Origin of the sequence: Mobilisporobacter senegalensis (assembly GCF_003752155.1) — a bacterium.
GTDB lineage: Bacteria > Bacillota > Clostridia > Lachnospirales > Lachnospiraceae > Mobilisporobacter > Mobilisporobacter senegalensis.
In genome coordinates, this window is record NZ_RJVG01000003.1 from 207,530 (window position 1) to 229,482 (window position 21,953).

Here is a 21,953-nt window from a genome sequence, read left to right on the forward strand (position 1 = left end):
TATAACATATAAACCTAGGAGACTGATCCCAGAATACTTTTGTAAGGAATGGGTAAATTAAATTGTAATTACAAAGCAAATGGAGGTTTGATATATGAGTATAGTATTATATATAAAAGCAAATGCAAAACCTGAAGATCAATCCAGAACTTATAAAGTTTCAGATCAATTTATAGAAACATATAAATCTACCCATCCAAACGACAATATAATTACCCTTGATCTTTATAAAGAAGGCATTCATTTCCTTACTGGTAATGACTTGGGAATCATAAATGTTTCAGAATATGGTCAGAATAGAGACCATCCAATTTTAAAATATGCCTATCAGTTTGCAGAGGCTGATAAATATGTAATTGCGGAACCTATGTGGAATCTCAGCATACCCGCAATCCTAAAAGCATATATTGATTACATTTGCATTACCGGGATCACTTTTAAATATACGGAAAATGGACCGGTTGGAATGTGTCATGGAAAAAAAGCAATCAATATTGTTGCAAGAGGCGGTGCTTATTCTGATGGAGGTCAGGATTTTGAAATGGGCGATAGATATTTAAGAACATTATTTGGTTTTTTAGGTATTACTGATTTCAGAACAATTGCACTTGAAATGCTTGATGTCATGGGACAAGATGTGGAAGGGATTGTTAAAGGTGCAATTCAAAACGCAGTTGAAATTGCTAAAAACTTTTAAGACTATTTTTGACTTTTGAGATTTGCCGTAGGATTCTGGAGACCTACGGCTCTTTTCTTGTCTTAATTCTTGTTCATGAAGTACTTAAACAATTTTAAAAGGCTGCCTTAAACGCAGCCTTTAATACTCCTTGAATATCTTTCGGGATGATGATTATCGTCTCTATTCTTCTATATTTAAAACATCTTCTGTCTTATCTTCAGGAACATCTTCCTCTGGCACATCTTCCTCAGTATCATTATCAGCTGATTCTTCAACCTGTGTCTTATTTTCTGAATTTTCTGCATTCTCTGCATCCTGCACATCTTCTTCTATTATGTTATCTTCATTCTTCTTCTCATTATTGGCTTCTTCTTTTTTATCACCGTTAAATATTTTATCAGCATATCCTTTTGCCATATTATAAAGATTATTTGAATGAAGCATTTTAGATATCTGGTTACTGCTAAAATGTTTATAAGTTATTTCCAGTTTATCTACAAAGATGACGCTCAACAGGATCACTGCAGCAATTACTAATCTTATTACAAAGAATTTAGCCTTTAGAACATCCTCTCCCATTTTAGAATTATCCGCCCTTGGACTTCGGAGTACCTTATAATTTGAAGAATATGTATTATCATCAGCTATACTTCTGTTACAACTCTCCCTTGCTCTTTTTATTAATTCTGATCGATTTGTCATGGAATTATCATCTATCATCAATACTACTCCTTTCGTTCTATTTCTTAGAATTTTAGAATCATGAATATCTATTATAATATATGGATAAGCTATTCAATTTATTACTAAGGTTTGCATATACTATAATATTTTTGACGCCAACTATATATGAATAGACGTTGAAAAATATTATTGTTTCATATATAATGGGTATATTCGTACAAGTATTAAGATAAGCTTGTATTTATTATAAGGAGGAGTACATTTATGTCTACAAATGTATATGACATACTATTAGAACGTGGTTTTATAGAACAAACTACCCATGAACAAGAAATTAAAGAATTGTTAAGTAAGGAGAAAGTTACCTTTTATATAGGTTTTGATGCGACTGCTGATAGTTTAACGGCTGGACATTTTCTTACCGTTATGGCAATGATGCATATGCAAAGAGCTGGTCACAGACCAATCGCCCTGTTAGGTGGTGGAACCACTATGATAGGGGATCCATCGGGTAAATCTGATATGCGTTCCATTATGACCAAAGAAACAATTCAACACAATGCAGATTGTTTTTATAAACAATTATCCAGATTTATCGATTTTGATAATGATAAAGCGATTATTGCCAATAATGCTGACTGGCTTCTTAATTTAAATTATGTTGAGTTCTTAAGAGAAGTTGGTGTTCATTTTTCAGTAAATAAAATGCTTACTGCAGAATGCTATAAGCAAAGAATGGAAAAAGGTCTTACATTTTTCGAATTTAACTATATGATTATGCAGTCCTATGACTTCTTAAAGTTAAATCAATTATATGACTGTACTTTACAATTAGGTGGTAACGATCAATGGTCAAATATTCTTGGGGGTGTTGATTTAATTCGTCGTAAAGAGCAAAAACCTGCATATGGTTTAACATTTAAACTTCTTACTACCAGCGAAGGTATTAAGATGGGTAAAACTATGAAAGGGGCTCTGTGGCTTGACCCTGAAAAGACTTCACCATATGAATTCTTCCAATACTGGAGAAATATTGAAGATGTAAAAGTTGAAGAATGTCTTGGTTTACTTACCTTCCTGCCTATGGATGAAGTAAGAAGGCTTGGAGCTTTAAAAGATGCTGAAATCAATCATGCGAAAGAAGTTTTAGCTTATGAAATTACTAAAATTGTTCATGGAGAAGAAGAAGCAATTAAGGCCAGAGAGGCAGCCCGTTCTTTATTCGGCGGCAATATGAAAACAGAAGATATTCCTACTACTACTTATTCTGAGCAACAATTTAATGAAGGAATTGACTTAATCACTTTATTAGTAGATGGAAAACTTGCGACATCAAGATCAGATGCCAGAAGGACCATCGTTCAAGGTGGTGTAACAGTCAACGATGAAAAAGTTACAGAATTCGATCGTATTTTTTCAACAAAAGATTTTAATGAAGATAATGCATTATTGATTAAAAAAGGTAAGAAAGCTTATCATTTATACAAAATAGCTGACTAATTAATTTTAATTGATTAAAATAATTTAAAAATGGGGGGCTGAACTTATGCCATGGTGTCCAGATTGTAAAATGGAATATCAGGAAGGAATGAAAACATGCGCTGATTGTGGCAGGGAACTTGTGGAGCATCTTGACGATCCTAAAGCGACTGAATATACTGAATTAGTAGATATGCTGGAGGAAGATGCTGCAACAAGATTAACTGATTTTTTAGAATTTTCAGGGATCCGCAATGTTACTTCTGAATATTTTGAGGAAACTTCTACATGGAAAATCTCAGTAAATAGCGAAGATATAAAAGAAGCACTTAAATTATACAAAGCTTTTTTAACTGCCGAAACAAGTGAAGAGGAAAAATTAGAATATCTACAGAGTGCGAAAGAAGAATCTTATAAGACTCATACTTATGTAAAAAAAGAAGAAAAATATAATGATTTTAAATCTTCCGTTACTGTATTTATTCCATTTGGTATTTTAGGAATTGTATTTTTAATATTAAATGTAGTCGGTGTGCTTCACTTTATCAGCAGTACGTTTCAAATAGTTGTTTTAGGCTTGTGCTTTATCGCATTCATCTACGTGGGTGTCACTTCTATATTCAGGCTGAAATCTCTAAAAGAAGAGATCATGGAAGAACACGACAATACATCTTCTATTACAGAATGGATGAAGGATAATATTACGGAGGAAGTGCTTTCAGAAGTAACAGATGAAAATAATTCTGACGAGATTAATTACATCCATCGTACTGATAAGATGAAAGAAATGATTCTTGAGCAATTCGGTAATATGGACGAGAACTTTGTTGACCAGCTGATTGAAGATTATTATAATGAATATTTAGACCCTAAGTAAAGAGAAAAGACAACTAACGGACATTAGAACTGTTAGTTGTCTTTTTTTGTGACTTGAATGTTGGGAGGACTATTATCTATATTTAAGTGCTTTTCTAAATGATTTCTTCAAATAAATCCTTTACGCAAGGATAAATCTTGGCAAATTTCCGATACTTTTCATCGTATTTTTCCACTAACTGAGGATTTGGTTCAATCGTTTCTACTATTTTTACTAATTTAGAAGCTGCTTCTTCTACTGTTTTATATTTTGAGTCGGCAACGGCTGCAAGAATAGCGGCACCGTATCCCGGACCTTCTTCAGATTCAATAACATCCACTTTTAGTCCCAATATATTTGCAATCATTGATTTCCATAAAGAACTTTTGGCTCCGCCGCCGCATATTTTAGTTCTTTCAATAGAAATGCCTAATGATTTTGCTATCTCAAATGAATCACGAATGGCAAAAGCTACACCTTCTAATACTGCCTGAGTCATATCCGCTCTTGTGGAATCCATTGTCAATCCAATAAAAGTTCCTCTGGCATTTGGGTTATTATGTGGGGAACGTTCACCCATAAGGTATGGTAAAAAGTAAACATTATTTTCACCTAATCCTGATATCTTATTCTGTTCACTCTTATAATCATTGGTCCCAATAATTTCATCCATCCACCATTTATTACAGGATGCAGCACTTAACATACATCCCATTAGATGATAGTGACCATCCCCATGGGCAAAAGCATGTAATCCATTATTGGCATCAACGCTGAATTTTTCACTTGATATAAAGATTGTTCCAGAAGTGCCTAGTGAAATATTACACATTCCATCTCCTACGGTTCCAGTGCCCACTGCAGCTGCTGCATTATCACTTGCCCCTGCTACAATTTTAACACTTTCAGGAAAGCCAAGTTCATCAGCGATCCAGGGAAGTATAGTGCCTACTGTTTCATAACTTTCATAAAGGCTTGGAACCTGATCTGCAGTTATTCCACAGATATGTAACATTTGTTGTGACCAGCATTTATTTTTAACATCCAATAAAAGCATTCCAGATGCATCTGACATATCAGTGCAGTGGACTCCTGATAGTTTATACGCCAAATAGTCTTTAGGCAGCATAATTTTCCTGATTTTTTTAAAATTTTCCGGTTCGTTCTCTTTTACCCATAATATTTTTGGAGCGGTAAATCCGGCAAATGCAATATTTCCTGTATATCTTGAAAGATTTGATTGCCCTATGACATTATTTAAATATTCTGTTTCTTTTTTGGAGCGGCCATCATTCCAAAGAATTGCAGGGCGAATTACTCTATCATCTTCATCTAAAATAACCAGACCATGCATTTGGCCTCCAAAACTAATACCGCCAATTAAATTTTTATCATAGCCTTTCGTTAATTCTCTCAAGCCTGCCAGGGTTTCGTTCCACCAATCATCAGGATTTTGCTCAGACCAGCCTGGATTAGGGAAATATAATGGGTATTCTTTGGATACGATCTTCTCAATCTTACCATCCTGGTTCATTAATAATAATTTAACTGCAGAAGTACCTAAATCAATTCCTATATACAACATATCTTTTCCTCCTATAAAAGGATTTAATTTATTTTGATTACAGCCTTTACCACATCATTTTTATTATTTATAACAAATTGAAATGCTTCTTCCGTATTTTCAAAGTTAAATTCATGAGTAACAATGCCGGATACATCAATAATTCCTTTGCTGATGGCATTGATTGCTTTTGGATATATATTTCTGTAGCGGAATACAGATTTAATAGTTGCTTCTTTATTCATTATTTTAGCGAAATTGAATTCAATATTGTCATTTGCGGCCAATCCTACTAATACTATAGTTCCGCCTCTTTTTACCATGTATGGTGACTGTTTTATGGTTATCTCACTTCCGGCTGTTTCAATAATGATATCTGCTCCTGCACCATTTGTAATTTCATTCATTTTCTTAACAGGATCTTCTTCTCTCCCATTTATGACTCTGGTAGCTCCTAATTTCATAGCATAATCCAATCTTTTTTGCATAATATCCACAACTGTAATATCTGTTGCTCCATATGCTTTACATGCAAGCAGGGTTACTAATCCAATGCATCCGGCACCCAGGATAACTACCGAATCACCAAGCTTAACTTCTCCCTGGGCTGCAGCGTGCAGACCCACCGCTAAGGGCTCTACTAATGCTCCTTCTTTTGTAGTAATATTGTCAGGTAATTTAAAACACATATTTGCAGGAAAGGCAATATAATCCATTAAACTTCCATGATATGGAGGGGTTGCTAAAAATTCAACATCCGGGCATAGATTATATTTTCCTGATTTACAAAACTCACACTGACCACAAGTGCAACCAGGTTCCAATGCAACCTTATCCCCAATTTTTAATGTATCTACTAAACTGCCAACTTCAACAATTGTTCCGGCACATTCATGGCCTAAAATAAAATCTCCATTTACAATAAAATCACCTATTGCGCCATGTTCTAAATAATGAACATCTGATCCGCAGATTCCGACATACTCTAATTTAACAAGAACTTCCGTATCTTTAATTTTGGGAACATCAATATCTCTCATTTCCATTTTGTTTAGTCCTGTCATATAAACTGCTCTATTCTTCATATATCTAATCTCCTTTTTGCTATAATTTTAAGTTTGAAACGGGGATAATCCCCGTTTCAAATGGATTGTTAATAGTTACAATCATTATGAATACAATTATTTCTGGATCAAACCTCTGTCTTTGTACATTTTTACATAGTCTGCAACATTTTCTTTATTAATAAGAGGAGCATCAATATCTGTATCAATTTGTTTTTCTTCACCTGTTAATAATTTATGAACTGTTTCTAAATTAAGCTTTGCTAAATCAATTGCAGATTGTAAACAGGTTGATGTCATTGTACCTGCCTCTATTAAAAGCATAGCTTCTGCAGTACCGTCTACACCATAAGATAATATATCTTTAAATTCCTCTTTTCCTGCTACTACTTCTAAAGCTCCGGCTGCCATATTATCATTCATAGAGATGATAGCATCAATTTGATTATTTGAGATGATCCAATCTTCCATATATTGAACTGCTTCGTCCTTATTCCAGTTAGCAATTTGCTCCCCTACAATTTCAACATCTGGTCTCTTATCAAAAAATTCTGCCTGCCATGCTTTTCTTCTTTCATCTGCATGGAAATTACCGGATGGGCCGTTTAATACAACAACTTTTGCATTTTGAGGTACCTGTTCAAGGGCTGCCTGTGCATTAACAGCTGCCTGTGCATATGGATCTGCATCTACAGATGAAGCTCCTTCAATTCCATCAATACGGGCATTTGTTGTAATTGCAACAATACCGGCTGCCACAATCTTTTCTACATAAGGTCTTTGAGCTTCCCCGTTATTTGGTTGTACAATAATAGCATCATATTTACTAGTGATTGCATTTTCTATTGCGGCATTTTCTTTTTCGTCATCTGCCTGACCGTCAAATACATCTAATGTAATATCATCATATTCTTCTGCGGCTGCCATCATTTCATTGGCCAGCCATGCGGCAAATGAATCTGATTGTGCTCTTGCGATATAAGCAACTCTGTATCCGTCTTTTCCTTTATCTTCTGTTTTCGTAGTTCCATTTGCTGATCCACATCCGGTTAATAAAGCTGCTACCATTGAAATCCCAACCAATACACTAACTAATTTTCTTTTCATAATTTTTACCTTCCTCACTTTTCTTTTTTTGTTTTATTTGTTAAGAGATCTTCTTTCTAATTTGAAACAACTTTTTCCTTCTCCTCTACTAAAACTACCTTTGTTGTTTTCTTTGTCTTAGAATGAATATCCCAAATAACCGCTAAAGCAATAATTACACCTTTTACAATTTGTTGGACATAGGAATCAATTCCAATCAAATTCATAATGTTATTTAAGCATCCAATAATAAAGGCACCTGTTAATGTACCCATAGTGGTACCAATACCACCGGAAAAGCTTGTACCGCCTACGATTGCTGCTGTTAACCCTTCCATTTCATAGCCTACAGCACCATTCGGAAGTCCGGCATTGACACGTGACATAAATAAAACGCCTGCAATACCAACCAGAATACCATTAATAATAAAAACCTTATATTTATTCAGTTTTACATTGATTCCTGATGCAACGGCCGCTTCTTCGTTTCCTCCAATTGCATAGAGGGAACGGCCAAGCCTTGTATGCCTCAACAGATACCATATAATGATGGTTATTATTATTAGAAAGATTATGGAGACTGGTATGGGACCTATATTTCCCTGGCCAAATACTACATAATTATCTAGTTGAAGAATGTTCTGTCCTTTAGTGAATAATAAAGCAATACCTCTTGCTACTGTCTGCATTGCTAATGTCGCAATAAAGGGTGGTGCTTTAAATGATGTAACCATGATGGCATTTATTATATTGCAGACAACTGCTACTATCACTGCCACCAAAAGTGCAATTATTAATGAACCCGAGGATTTATAGACACTTACTGATAACACGCCGGATAGGGCCAGAACTGCACCAGCAGATAAATCCAGCATTCCGCTGACGATTAATAACATTTCTCCATATGCTAAAATAGCTGCTACGGACAATTGTTTTATAATATTTGTAATATTTCCTGTAGATAAAAAATTCTCATTTAATAAACTACAAATAATGATCATTACAAATAAAACGATAAATATGGAGTATTTCTCCATTACCCGATTGTTTCTGAATTTCATTGTTCCCGCCTCCTATATTGTACTTGTTGCATATTTCATAATTGATTCTTGGCAAAATTCACTTTTTTGTAATTCACCGGTAATTTTCCCTTGATTCATAACGTAAATTCTGTCACACATTCCAATCAGTTCCGGAAGCTCTGAAGAAACCATGATTACTGCTCTATTTTGTTTTGCCATTTCAGACATAAGTTTATAAATTTCAAATTTAGCTCCAACATCAATACCTCTTGTTGGTTCATCCAATATTAATATGTCTGGATTTCTCAACATCCATTTTGCTAATAAAACTTTTTGCTGGTTACCTCCGCTTAAGGATTGAATGGGAGTTTCTAATGAAGGAGTCTTTACATTCATCTTGCTAAAATATTCTCCCACAATTTTACGCTCTTCCCGTTCATGTGCATAACCTCCATATATTATTTTTTCCAATATGGAAATACTTGCATTTTCCATGACACTCCGTATTGGGATGATTCCGTATCTTCTGCGGTCTTCCGTCAACATGACCATTTTATTCTTAATGCTGTCTTTTACACTTTTTATCTCAACTTTCTGTCCGTCTTTCATAATATGACCGGAGGTTATTGGGTCCAGACCAAAGATCGCTCTCATTACTTCTGTTCTCCCGGCGCCGACTAATCCTGCAAATCCAATAATTTCTCCTTTACTTACATGGAAATTAATATTTTTAAACACCCCTGTACTACATAAATCTTTGATTTCTAATAGTTTATCTCCTAACTTGATTTCTTCTTTTGGATAAACATTTTCTATCTTTCTGCCAACCATTAAAGCAATTACTTTATCCATATCCAAATCGCTGGCTCTGTGGCTTTCTACTACAGTCCCATCTCTAAATATTGTGATATCATCAGCAATCTGAAAAACTTCATCTAATTTATGGGAAATGTAAACAATACTGACTCCTTGAGATTTTAGTACTTCTATCTTTTTAAATAAAATATCTACTTCCCGCTGAGTAATTGCAGATGTTGGTTCATCCATTACTATAATTTCAGCTTTATTATTAATGGCCTTTATAATCTCTAACATCTGTATGTCTGAAACTGTCAGAGTTTTTAATTTTTGATCAGGCTTGTAAGGCAGCCCTTCTGCACTTAAAAATTCTATTGTTTTCTTTCTTAATAATTTCCAGTCAACCTTTCCATACTTTGTGACTGGAAGCCTTCCTAAGAACAAATTTTCTTCTATTGACATTTCCGGAACATAATTTAATTCCTGGGCAATCATTGCAATTCCATAACTTCTTGCATGAATTGGATTTAAAATCTTAACAGGTTTTTCATCTATAAAAATCTGCCCTGTATCTGGTTTATAAATCCCATTTATTATTTTCATCAATGTAGATTTGCCAGCCCCATTTTCACCACATAATGCATGAACTGTTCCCTTTCTTACCGAAAAGTCTATCTTGTTAAGTGCTTTGACACCAGGAAAAGACTTTTCAATTTGAGAAACCCGTAATTTAATGTTTGGCTCCATACTTCTCCTCTCTTTCTGCTGTGATACTTAGTGCAATTCCTTTATCTGCATTAACTATAACAAAAAAGAAAATTTCTCATAAGAAAGAAACTTTCTATTCTTTTGCATAATTTTGCTTAATAAATTGTTAAAATTTAGATTATGAAAAATATTGCTATGGATTTGTATTATTTTGTGATGGAATAATCCTCGTAACTATAAAGTACAAAAAAAGACCAGACAAACCGCTATATAAAAATTAGGTTTGTCTGGTCCTTTTTTTACTGCCAGGCCAGTTGCCATCATGAACTTTCTTTTAGATATTTACTTCGATATTCTGTTACCGTCATTCCGGTATATTTTTTAAAGGTTTTAGTAAAATACTGCTGATCGTTAAAACCAACCTGATCATAGATCTGACTTACAGTTTTCTGTGGATTCTTTAATATTTGTTTTGCTTTTTCAATCCTTATATTATTTAGATAGGATGTAAAATTTATTTTCATTTCCTTTTTGAAAATATTGGAGAAATAGAATTTAGAAATACCAACAAAACCTGCAATTTCTTCCAATGAAATCTTATTATAATAGTTATCATTAATATAATCAACGGCTTTACTTATTAATAAATCCGTATTACCAATTCTACTATCTAATATAACATCTATAAAATTTATTATGAACTGATCCAGAACATTCATTAACTGGTCAATATCAGAAGCATCCATGGCATCTTTTTGGGCAGTAAACATATTCTCTTCCATATCATGATAATCTTCAAATTTTTTTAATATATCATTAATTAAGTGAGCAACTGCCAATTTAGCCTTAAATGAATTGTTTTCTCTGAAAATGAATAATTCTTTTATCTCCTCCAGTACATGTGTAATTTCATCTTTCTTTCCATCTTCAATAAAATCAAATAATTTGCTGATGGTTACTTTATCAAAATTGAATTCATCTTTTTTATCCTTAGATTCTTCTGCCCAAAATAAATGTTGATTATCCGGAATAAAAAATAAACGATCTGCAGCTTCCATTAACCAGTTTATAAATTCTCTTGATACTTCTATTGTGTTTGTGATTGGTGTACTTGCACTTTTAAATGTAATATTAAAATATTGTTTAATAGTATCTCGAATCATTACTATATCACGATTTAGTTTTATTTCATTGAGATTATTACCAATTAAAAAACAGGTAATAGATTTCCCGAATTGTTTGGTGATACATTTTATATTTTCTTCACTATATTTATTTGTAATTAACTCCATACATGCATATATGATCTTACCTGTTTGTTCAGATGAGTTCATATCATTCAGAGCGGTATTAAAATCTAATTGAAGAAAACAGTATCCCTTTGAATTCAAATCTATATTACTTTCAAGAAATGCTTCTTTTACTTCATCTATTGTTTTTTTTGAATTTAGTAATAATCCAAGGAGATATCCCGTATTCTTGCTATTAGCCGGATTGACATCATGGATAGAAGAATTCTTTAATTCTTTGGAATCTAATACTTTCTTTTTATTTATCATAATATCCAAAATTTCTTTATCTTCAATCTCCGCTTTTAAAATATAATCAGATATATTGAATTTCATAGCTTCCCTGGCATATTCAAATTCATCATGGCAGGTTAATAATATGATTTCCGTATCTTTATTATTTTCCTTGATTTTTTTTACCAGCCAGAGGCCATCTTTTTTGGGCATCTTAATATCTGTTATGACCAGATCCGGTTTAAGGGCAAGATATTTTTCATATGCCGATTGACCATTTCCAGCTTCCGCCACGATTTCATAACCAATATCTTCCCAATTTATTAAAGATTTCAATCCAATCCTTACAAGCACCTCATCGTCTACAATCATAACCTTATACATTTCAGTTTCCCCCAGACAACATCTTTACGTATTATTTGGAATTCGTATGATAACTTTAGTTCCTTTTCCAATATTTGATTTGATAAATATTCCGTAATCGTCTCCAAAATACATTTTTATTCTTTGGTTTACATTATTTAAACCAACTTTACTAAACTTATTAATATTTTTTTCGTATTTGAATATATTTTCTAATGTTTTATCATCAATGCCAGGCCCATTATCTTCTATAATAATTTCTATATCACCATCCACATCCTGAGTAAAAATATCAATCTTTAACGTAGCCTCATTTTCTTCATCTTCATATCCGTATATTAAAGAATTTTCTACAATTGGCTGCAAAATTAATTTAGGCAGGTTAAGATTTTTATGTTCTTCTTTAATGTTATAATTTATTTCAAATGACTGATTAAATCGGAGTCTTTGAATTAAAATATAATTTTCTATATAGTCAATTTCCTCTTTTAAAGTGATTTTATTCTTATCCAGACTAATACTTACTCTTAATAATCTTACTAATGCAACAATTGCATCACTGATACTGCTTTCATTTTTAATTTTAGCCATCCACCGTATCGTATTTAATGTGTTATATAAAAAATGAGGATTGATTTGAGCATGAAGAACTTCTAATTCCAGCTCGTTCTTATTTCTTTCTGCAGATACAACTTCCTCCATCAGATATTCGATTTTTGTAACCATATGATTAAAACTCGTACCTAGTTCATCTAATTCATTATTCACATTGGTATCTACTTTAACTTTAAGATTACCTCCTTCGATTTCTTTCATCTGCATGATCATTCTTGTAATAGGCTGAGTGATATTTTTAGAGTATAAAAAGGCTAATAATAACATAAAGCTTAAAAGTAATAAACTTCCCACTAATGTAAATAATTGAATGGCATTCACTTCTTTATACAGAATACTCTGTGGTATTATTTTTACAATCCTCCAATTATTATGATTCAAACTGGAATAAATGGCCACATAGTCTTTTCCGTCTTCTTTATAATCAATATACCCTGTTGAGGTATCATCAAAAATGGTTTTCATATAGTTATTCCATCTGGATATTGTTTTATGATCTCCATTTGTACTGCTGATCACTTTCCCGTCTAGATCAAATATTAATACTTCGCTGCTTTCTTCCTTGATATTACTATATATTTCTCTAACAACGCTGTCATCCAGCATAATGCTCATGTAACCTAATTCATCCAGGGAACTCACATCAATTATTTTTCTTCCCATGATAAAATAGTTCTTTTTTACATTCCCTGATAATATTTGAACTTCTTGTTCCCTTGTTGGAAACCAGACAATTTCACCAGAGGTTCTATCTAATTCCTCTATTGGAATGCTATTGATTCCGGCTTTCAAATTCGCTCCAACGTAATTATATTCCAAAGATGTTATGGTATATATCCCTTCAATGTTAAAGCTGGAATTAAAATAACTATTTAAAATAGATACAAATTGCTGCCTTTTCCCTTCTTTTATCAACTGGAGCAATTCGTGATTCATTAAAATTGAATTAGACATATTTTCAACATCCCGTAATGTATAATCAATATTATCTGCAGTAGCCTGTACGGATTGTTTGGCCGATTCACTATAACGCTCCACAATTATTTTCTTGATACCCTGGAATAAGATCAAAAATAGGATTAAAGGAACAATAACAAAAATAGAGGTAGCCCTCATAAGCTGATATCTAAAACTTTTTTTCTTTCTTTTCCTGTTCATTTGTACCGCCTTACTATTGATCTGCACTTACCTTATTCCACTGTGCCTGTATATTTTCGATTACCTTTTCCTGATTTAATTCACCACTTACCATTTTGTATAAATTATCTGTCATTATTGTTTCGAAATCATATCCTATTTTCATTTTAGGCCTATAATAAGCATTGGATTTATTTTGTGCTTTAATTACAGAAGAAGTATTTGGAAAACTAACAATATATTTTGCTTCGATTAAATTATGCAGATCTGATCTGGTAGGAGTATTCCCACCCTTTTCTTCCAGAAATGTTTTCATTTGTATTTGTGGAGAAGTGGCCCATACAATAAACAGCCAGGCGGCCATCTTTTTTTCTTCACTTATATTTCCATTGATTCCGATACCGGAACCACCATATATATTTGCACTTCGCTCACTGCCATAGGGCAGCAAACTATATCCGACCTTTCCGGCAACCTTGGATTCGCTCTCATTTTCTACAGCTGCAGCATTTTCATCCCAATTTATCATCATTGCAACTTCGCCTTCTTTAAAAGAATCTTTAATATTTGTCCAATTCCAATCTGTCTTTCCATCATTGTTTAAAATTGCAAGTTCATGATATATATCAAGAGCCTTTTGAAATGCCGGTGTATTTACATGAATACTGGATCCTTTTTCTATACCCAGACTATTAATATTGGCATCAGTAAAATAATCTCCACCATAAGCCCTAAAAATGTTTGAAAAGGATACGTAAATAGAATTGTGATCTGCCGTCATGGAAAGACTTCCGTGTTTTATTTCTGATTTCGGAACATTGTTTGAAATCCACTGGGAAACTTCCATGTATTTTTCCCATGTAAAAGTTCTGGCACCTGGAACTGGATTATATCCTAATTCTTCATTCATTTGATCTTTATATTTATCAAAAATGTCTTTTCGATAAAACAGGATCATAGTTGTAGAATCAAAGGGAATTGCTCTTAACTTTTCATCATTCATAAAGTAGGAACAGATTTCAAGATGTTCTTTTTGGAAACTATCCAGACCACCTACAATATGGGGTAAACGTTCATCTTTCTGATATTTATATAAATCTTCCAAACTATCTGAAAACCGGTTTAAGGTTTGATATGGATCAACATAGATCAATTCATATTGTTCTGTCTGGGCAATGAATTCCATATTTATTTTTTCTACTAATGTATTAAACTCCATGGTCTTAAAATTTACTTGTATTCCAGTGACTTCTGTAAACTTATTGCATTCTTTTGACAGGATTTTAGCATTAATATTGTCTTCAACTATAAAATCCAGCACGGTTCCTTCCCATTGTCTCCAATTAAAATCAGAAGGTACTTCTATATTACCGAATACATTTTTTTTATCTCCAAACAACTCCAATTTCGTTGTATTGGCTTTCTCTTCTTTGATACTGCTACAGCTGCTCAGCAAAGATATTATTAGTAGGCCGACAACAAATTTTACATATTTTTTTCTTGTAAGATTCATGTTCCCTCCTTTAGTACAATGAATACTTTAATATTCGCTCGGAATCTATGAATTATAATTGTAAGTTTATATAATTTTTTATGTTGCCTGTGAATCGTTTTAGATGTTTTTACTAAGTAAAATCTGACTTCTATTATTATACTAACATATTATTTGGAATTTTCAACAAAAAGAACAGGATTTCAATTGTAAATTCTATACAATTCATACATTATAAAAAACAGATGTGATTGGCAATAATCAAAAAAAGCCAGTAATATGTTGGTTCAAACATACTATTGGCTCTAGTCTTTAATCATTAATATCAAAAATATCCTGTAACTCTTCCTTACTTAATTTATTAATAAAGACTTCTTTTGATTGGATAATGGATTCAGATAATTCTCTTTTCTTCTCCTGAAGTTTAAAGATTTTCTCTTCTATGGTTCCTTTACTTAATAGTTTTATTACATGAACTGCATTGGTCTGTCCGATCCGGTAAGCCCTATCCGTTGCTTGCTCTTCTACTGCCGGATTCCACCAGGGATCATAATGTATTACTGTATCTGCTCCTGTTAAATTCAGTCCGGTTCCGCCGGCTTTTAAAGAGATTAAGAATATACTTCCTTCTCCTTCATTAAATCTTTTTACATAATCATTTCTGGTTTCAATTGGCGTTGAACCTTCCAGATAAAAATAGGAAATGTCCCGCAGATTTAATTCTTCTTCAATAATCTTTAACATTGAAGTAAATTGGGAAAAGATAAGAATTCTATGATCATTACTTAATGCCTCCGGTATCAGTTCCATAAGAAGCTCCAGCTTTCCGCTTCCGCCTTTATAATTATCGATAAATGTAGATGGGTGACAACAAATCTGCCTTAATCTTGTAAGTGCGGCAAGGATCTGCATCTGGTTTTTTTGAAATGTATTATCTTTAATTTTGCTGCTTAATTCTTCTTTAATTTCGTCCATATAAGAAAGATAAATTTTACGCTGCTGTTCTGTAAGGTCTGTAACCATTTTAGTTTCAAATTTTTCGGGTAATTCTTTTAATACTTCCTTTTTCATACGTCTTAATATAAATGGATGAATCCGTTTGCCTAAATCCTCCAGAACCCGTGTATCTTCCTTCATGATTGGTTTCTCAAAACGATTGGAAAACTTAATATGACTGAATAGATAATTAGGCATAATATAATCAAAGATAGACCATAACTCTGACAAAGAGTTTTCAATGGGGGTACCGGTAAGTGCAAATCTATGGGATGCAACTATTTTTTTTACTGATTTTGCATTCAGAGAATTTGGATTCTTAATATATTGTGCTTCGTCAATGAACATGGTATCAAATAATACTTTCTCATAATGCTCAATATCTCTTCTTATTAATGGATAGGAAGTAATCAAAACATTTACATTTTTATAATCATCGATCATTGCTTTTCTATCTTCAGGAGTACCTGATACAATAATTGTTTTTAACATTGGAGCAAATTTCTCGATTTCTGACTGCCAGTTGTAGACCAAAGAAGACGGGCAGACAATAAGGTGAGGCTTCTCTTTGCCTGCCAAAGCGCAAGAAGCAATATAAACAATGGCCTGCAATGTTTTACCAAGGCCCATGTCATCAGCTAAAATACCTCCCAGATTATTTAAGGACAAAGTCTTTAACCATTTATATCCTGTGATCTGATAAGGTCTAAGATTTGCATTGATCTCAGATGGAACCTGAAAAGAACTCTCTTTGGGATTCATGATGGCATGAATAAAATCGTCGTATTCCTTATCCTTATTTACATTGATGTCTTCTTTGCCTGAGAGATAAGAATTTAAATAAACTGCTGAACTTTTTGACAGTCTGATCTTATCCTCTTTCATATCTTTGGAAGATAAATTAAGATGCTCCATAATATCCAGCATCTGATTAATATTTTTATCATTAATATTAATAAAGTCGCCATTTTTTAAGCGGAAATATTTCTTCTTTAAACGAATGGATTGAAAGATATCTTTTAACTCTTCTTTAGGTATATTATCATAATCAAATTCAATCTCTAACAAATCAATTTCAGAGCTCACTCTTACATTCGTACTCAATGTACTTGGTTTATTGATTTTGATCTTACGAAATTCTTCTGAATAATATAGCTCACAAATATTTGACAGTTCATTAATATTACCGGAAAGCAATTCATAGATACTCTTATCATCTCTCATAATATAACAATTCTTATAAGGTTCAAAATTTAATCGTTCCAGTGTATCAAATATTTGATTTTCTTTATTCATTTGTCTTATGATAATTAGTTTATTCGCATCAATTGGTTCCAATGGATTAAATTCAAAATCATCATATTGAAATTTTATATCTGCTTTTATGCTGGCCTTGTATTGGTCCAAAAATATCTTAACTTTTAAGTCGCTTGTAATATATTGATCCTTAAGATTACTTGGGATATCAATATTCATTGTTTCATGAATTTTAGGCAGAACACGTTCCAGGAATTTATTCTTATATTCTCCTTTAAAAATTAAAGGCTCTTTATTCTTCCCAAGATTATTATAAAAAGGAACATAATTTTTTATAAATATTTTATTGGGATTATATAATACATGGGCACAATATAATAATTCTCCATTCTCAGCCACCGGAATAACATTTTCTTTCCCGTTATAATCCAGTGTAATAGAATCTTCATCAATATTCAGCTGATACTTAATCTTAGGATTGTCTGGTACAAAAGTGATTTCTTCCAGCATTTTACCATAAAGTTCAAGATTAAATTTTCCTCCTGCTGTAAGAGACAATAATTTAAGCAGCATGTTCTGCGTAAAGATCATTTGATTTTTGGAAAATAAATTAGAATAATAAACTTTTCCAAGGGATTCCTGTATCTCAAAAATTTCTAAAAAATAATCAAGTATTCCTTTGGAAACCGGATCAAATCTGCTTTCTCCGGCTACATAATTAAAGTTTTTACCCAATGTAATATTATTATGATTTGCAATGTCAGTAAGAAACTTTTTTATACTTTGCACTTTGTATAATTTGGTACTTCCCACTTGAAAAGATACATATGCTTTTCCGGTATTCTTCTTTAAAATATTTGGAATTTGAATATTCAGTTCCAGATGAAAAATTTCACCAAAATTGTTTAATAAGTCATCCTTATCAAAATATTCAAGAATATTATAAATCTTCTTTTCTTCCGGGTCAGATGGCACTACTTCATCACTTTTTTTGTTGTAGTCATATAAAAATAGCAAAGTAGCAACTACATGTTTACAAGCACCATTATATTTCACACTGGCAGGACAATTACAGTGATATGAAAAGTTGCCATCATCTTTTACATCAATGGTAACACCATAATCAGATTTTCCATGAACGATTGCATGGTATTGTTTATTCTGTTTTGACCAGGCTACATTTAATATGGCTTTATTATTATAATAACGTAATCCTCTGGAATACACGGCATCATTGATTGCTATTTTTCTGATGGATGCTCTGGATAATTGAATCATACCCACCTCTCCTTTTTATTTAAATCCATTCATCTATATAAATTTATTATCTGAATTTTTGGTATCTTTTAATTATAACATAATTAAAAGATTTTGTGTATTATTTCAAATACATTCTTGAAATATCTTCAAATTGGGAATAAGATTAACGATGGACTGTTATTACAAATGACTTATATAATTGGAGGAACAAAGGAACAATATGGATAAATTAAAACCAAAGCTTTTTTCTGTAATGAAAAATTATACGAAAGAACAATTTATGAAAGATGTGGTTGCGGGAATCATAGTTGCAATCATAGCATTGCCTTTATCAATTGCACTCGCCATTGCGTCCGGAGTCAATCCGGAAAGAGGATTGTATACTGCTATTATAGCAGGCTTCTTTATCTCTTTTCTTGGAGGGAGCAGAATTCAAATAGGCGGTCCTACCGCGGCATTTGTTGTTATTATTTATAGTATCATCCAGGAATATGGTTTTGATGGTTTAGTGATTGCAACCATATTATCTGGTATTATTTTAATTATTATGGGGTTATTAAGATTTGGAAGTTTAATAAAATTTATTCCTTATACCATAACAACAGGGTTTACTTCCGGGATTGCAATAGGTATTCTGGCCGGACAGATAAAAGATTTCTTTGGGCTTGACATGGGTCCTGTTCCGTCGGAATTTATTGAAAAAATAAAAGTATATGCTCTGAATATACATAGTATTAATCTCTCAGCTTTATTTATTGGTTCTATATCTATAATTACCTTAATATTTTGGCCTAAGATCACAGATAAAATACCAGGTTCTTTAATAGCAATTATTGTATCTACTTTATTAGTAAAATTTTTAAAATTAGATGTAAATACCATTGGCAGTGTTTATGGGGAATTATCTTCTGATTTTCCATCCTTTCATATTCCAGCGATGGAATTTAAAACGATTTCCCGTTTAATTCAGCCTGCATTTACCATAGCAATACTTGCCGGAATTGAATCTTTGCTATCCTGTGTAGTATCCGATGGTATGATAGGAAGCAGGCACCGCTCAAATATGGAACTCATTGCTCAAGGTTTCGGTAATATTTTTTCTGGTTTATTTGGCGGCATTCCTGCTACCGGAGCGATTGCACGGACTGCAGCAAATGCCAAAAACGGAGGACGTACTCCAATTTCCGGCATTGTTCATTCCATAACTTTATTATTAATTCTTTTAATATTCATGCCTTTTGCAGCTCTTATTCCTATGCCGGCCTTAGCAGCTGTGTTAATCATAGTGGCTTATAATATGAGTGAATGGAGAGAATTTATTGAGCTAATTAAGACTTCACCAAAAAGCGATATTATTGTTCTGATTCTTACATTCTTACTTACTGTAGTGTTTGATCTGGTAATCGCCATTGAGGTTGGGATTGTTGTCTCAGCCTTCCTTTTCATGAAACGTATGTCTGAGGTAACTGAAGTGAATGGCTGGAAATATATTGAGGATATGACAGATGAAGATGATATTCAGGATTCAGAAAATATTAAATATAAGAAAGTTCCAAAGAATACTCTTGTTTATGAAATTAATGGTCCTATGTTCTTTGGTGCCGCTGATAAATTTATGGATATCACTGCCAACGAAAAACGTAATAAAAATGTTGTGATTATAAGAATGAGAAGTGTACCTGCAATGGATGCTACGGCACTGAATACATTAAAGAAAATTTATAAGACATGTAAGAAAAAAGGAATCATCTTATTATTCTCACATGTACAGGAACAACCAATGCAGGTTATGACAAAGGCTGGTTTTACTGAAATGGTCGGCTTTGATAACTTTTTACCTCATACGGATGATGCTCTTCTTCTCGCAGAAGAAATAAGAATAAAGAATAGATAATTATAAAAATTTGTTGTTGACAAATCCTTCTAAAGATAATAGAATAAATAGCAACAATCATAAGTAATTGAAACCGTTGAGAAAGACGAGTACATGTAGAAACTAACCTACAGAGAGTGACATAGGCTGAGAGTGTCGCAGTTAAGACTAGATGGAATGGACTTTTGAGGGCAGACCGAAATTATAGTAGGCTCTGATGGGAACTCAACCCATTATCAATGAGATCATGTAATAGCATGAACAGAGGTGGGCGTTTTATACGTCAATTTGGGTGGTACCGCAGGATTTTAACTCTTGTCCCTTTTATGTAAGGGATGGGAGTTTTTTTAATATAAAAAACGACGAATACTATTAATCATTCGAAACCGATCCCTAAAAGATACAATACAAACACTATTAATCTGTAAAACAGGGAGGAATCATTATGAAATTAAAAAAACTATCAAATCTTCTATTAGTATCAGCACTGGCATTTACAATGTTTACTGGATGCGGTAAACAGGAACCTAATACGAACCAAAATGAATCTGAAAATAGTACAACTGAAAATATCAGCGATGACGGGAAAATGTATACCATTGGCATCTCTCAAATTGCTCCTCATGGTTCATTAGACAATTGCAGGGAAGGTTTTATTGCCGGTCTTGCAGAAGCAGGATTTGTTGAAGGTAAAAATTTAACCATTGATTTTCAGAATGCAAACGGTGAGGTTTCAAATGCCAGTATGATTTCAGATACTTTTGTATCTAAGAATTATGACTTGATCTGCGGAATTGCTACCCCAACTGCAATGGCGGCTTATAATTCTGCGATTGACACTGATATCCCGGTAATCTTTACCGCAGTTTCAGATCCGGTAGCCGCTGAATTAGTAAAGACTTTAGAAGCGCCTGGGACAAATAGCACAGGAACTTCCGATGCTCTTCCACTGGAGGCACAAATGCAGATGATTCGTGGATTTATGCCGGATGCCAAAAAAATTGGGATCCTGTATACAACCAGTGAAGTTAATTCTCTTACTCATTTAGAACAATTTAAAGAACTTGCCCCAAAATATGGTTTTACTATAGAAGCGGTTGGTGTAAATAATTCATCTGATATTCCATTGGCAGTTGATACTCTTCTTGGTAAAGTAGATGTAATTAATAATTTTACAGATAATAATGTTGTGAATAACTTAGATACAGTAGTCAGCAAAGCAGCTGAAAAAGGAATTCCGGTTTTCGGTTCTGAAGAAGAACAAGTAAAGAAAGGCTGTGTCGCTGCCCAAAACATCAACTACTTTGAACTGGGGAAAGTAACAGGTAAAATGGCAGCCGAGGTATTGAATGGAGCAGATCCAAGTACAATGCCTGTCCAGGTCATCTCTGATGCTGTTCCGGTAGCCAATCAGGAAGCGATGGATATGTTTGGATTGACCATACCTGAAGAATATAAAGATTCTGTAACTTATTTAGAGGCATCTGCCAAATAGCA

The 21,953-nt window shown here is 33.0% G+C and carries 15 protein-coding genes and 1 other annotated feature; of the genes, 5 read left to right on the plus strand and 10 right to left on the minus strand.

Annotated features, from left to right (window positions below):
* Positions 1 to 94: 94 nt before the first annotated feature.
* Positions 95 to 697: an FMN-dependent NADH-azoreductase gene (locus tag EDD66_RS06395; RefSeq protein WP_123608729.1), complete on the plus strand. Its 603-nt coding sequence runs from the start codon at positions 95 to 97 to the stop codon at positions 695 to 697.
* 162 nt (positions 698 to 859) lie between these two features.
* On the opposite strand, the gene EDD66_RS06400 is transcribed toward EDD66_RS06395, so the two are convergent.
* Positions 860 to 1,399 carry a hypothetical protein gene (locus EDD66_RS06400; RefSeq protein ID WP_123608730.1) on the minus strand — a complete coding sequence of 180 codons (540 nt, stop codon included), beginning with the start codon at positions 1,397 to 1,399 and terminating at the stop codon, positions 860 to 862.
* A 228-nt stretch (positions 1,400 to 1,627) separates the two neighbouring features.
* On the opposite strand from EDD66_RS06400, the gene tyrS reads away from it, so the two are divergent.
* Together tyrS and EDD66_RS06410 are read left to right on the plus strand one after the other, a co-directional pair.
* A complete protein-coding gene (gene tyrS, locus EDD66_RS06405) occupies positions 1,628 to 2,863 on the plus strand; it encodes a tyrosine--tRNA ligase (RefSeq protein ID WP_123608731.1) in 1,236 nt (411 codons plus the stop codon).
* A 46-nt stretch (positions 2,864 to 2,909) separates the two neighbouring features.
* Positions 2,910 to 3,719, plus strand: a complete 810-nt coding sequence (locus EDD66_RS06410; protein WP_123608732.1) for a hypothetical protein — start codon at positions 2,910 to 2,912, stop codon at positions 3,717 to 3,719.
* A 94-nt stretch (positions 3,720 to 3,813) separates the two neighbouring features.
* Here EDD66_RS06410 and xylB read toward each other — a convergent pair whose 3' ends face one another.
* The 9 genes from xylB to EDD66_RS06455 all read right to left on the minus strand — a co-directional run bounded on the left by xylB (position 3,814) and on the right by EDD66_RS06455 (position 18,601).
* On the minus strand, positions 3,814 to 5,283 hold the full coding sequence (xylB, locus tag EDD66_RS06415; RefSeq protein ID WP_123608733.1) for a xylulokinase: 1,470 nt from the start codon (positions 5,281 to 5,283) through the stop codon (positions 3,814 to 3,816).
* A 23-nt stretch (positions 5,284 to 5,306) separates the two neighbouring features.
* Entirely contained in the window at positions 5,307 to 6,347 is a 1,041-nt protein-coding gene (locus tag EDD66_RS06420) for an NAD(P)-dependent alcohol dehydrogenase (protein WP_123608734.1), read from the minus strand.
* Positions 6,348 to 6,443: 96 nt separating this feature from the next.
* Positions 6,444 to 7,433: a sugar ABC transporter substrate-binding protein gene (locus EDD66_RS06425; protein ID WP_123608735.1), complete on the minus strand. Its 990-nt coding sequence runs from the start codon at positions 7,431 to 7,433 to the stop codon at positions 6,444 to 6,446.
* Positions 7,434 to 7,489: 56 nt separating this feature from the next.
* Complete coding sequence (locus tag EDD66_RS06430; protein WP_123608736.1) at positions 7,490 to 8,473, minus strand: ABC transporter permease; 984 nt, start codon at positions 8,471 to 8,473, stop codon at positions 7,490 to 7,492.
* 12 nt (positions 8,474 to 8,485) lie between these two features.
* Complete coding sequence (locus tag EDD66_RS06435) at positions 8,486 to 9,979, minus strand: sugar ABC transporter ATP-binding protein (RefSeq protein ID WP_123608737.1); 1,494 nt, start codon at positions 9,977 to 9,979, stop codon at positions 8,486 to 8,488.
* Positions 9,980 to 10,260: 281 nt separating this feature from the next.
* A complete protein-coding gene (locus tag EDD66_RS06440) occupies positions 10,261 to 11,847 on the minus strand; it encodes a response regulator transcription factor (protein ID WP_123608738.1) in 1,587 nt (528 codons plus the stop codon).
* Positions 11,848 to 11,871: 24 nt separating this feature from the next.
* Positions 11,872 to 13,599 (minus strand): sensor histidine kinase, encoded by a 1,728-nt coding sequence (locus EDD66_RS06445; protein WP_123608739.1) that lies wholly within the window; start codon positions 13,597 to 13,599, stop codon positions 11,872 to 11,874.
* A gap of 13 nt (positions 13,600 to 13,612) precedes the next feature.
* Entirely contained in the window at positions 13,613 to 15,091 is a 1,479-nt protein-coding gene (locus EDD66_RS06450; protein WP_123608740.1) for an extracellular solute-binding protein, read from the minus strand.
* A 291-nt stretch (positions 15,092 to 15,382) separates the two neighbouring features.
* Positions 15,383 to 18,601 carry a DEAD/DEAH box helicase gene (locus EDD66_RS06455; protein ID WP_123608741.1) on the minus strand — a complete coding sequence of 1,073 codons (3,219 nt, stop codon included), beginning with the start codon at positions 18,599 to 18,601 and terminating at the stop codon, positions 15,383 to 15,385.
* A gap of 202 nt (positions 18,602 to 18,803) precedes the next feature.
* Here EDD66_RS06455 and EDD66_RS06460 point away from each other — a divergent pair, with 202 nt between their 5' ends.
* A complete protein-coding gene (locus EDD66_RS06460) occupies positions 18,804 to 20,477 on the plus strand; it encodes a SulP family inorganic anion transporter (RefSeq protein ID WP_123608742.1) in 1,674 nt (557 codons plus the stop codon).
* Between the two features lie 67 nt (positions 20,478 to 20,544).
* Positions 20,545 to 20,782 (plus strand) — a binding site (T-box leader).
* 119 nt (positions 20,783 to 20,901) lie between these two features.
* Positions 20,902 to 21,951 carry an ABC transporter substrate-binding protein gene (locus EDD66_RS06465; RefSeq protein ID WP_243115315.1) on the plus strand — a complete coding sequence of 350 codons (1,050 nt, stop codon included), beginning with the start codon at positions 20,902 to 20,904 and terminating at the stop codon, positions 21,949 to 21,951.
* The last annotated feature ends 2 nt before the right edge of the window (positions 21,952 to 21,953 follow it).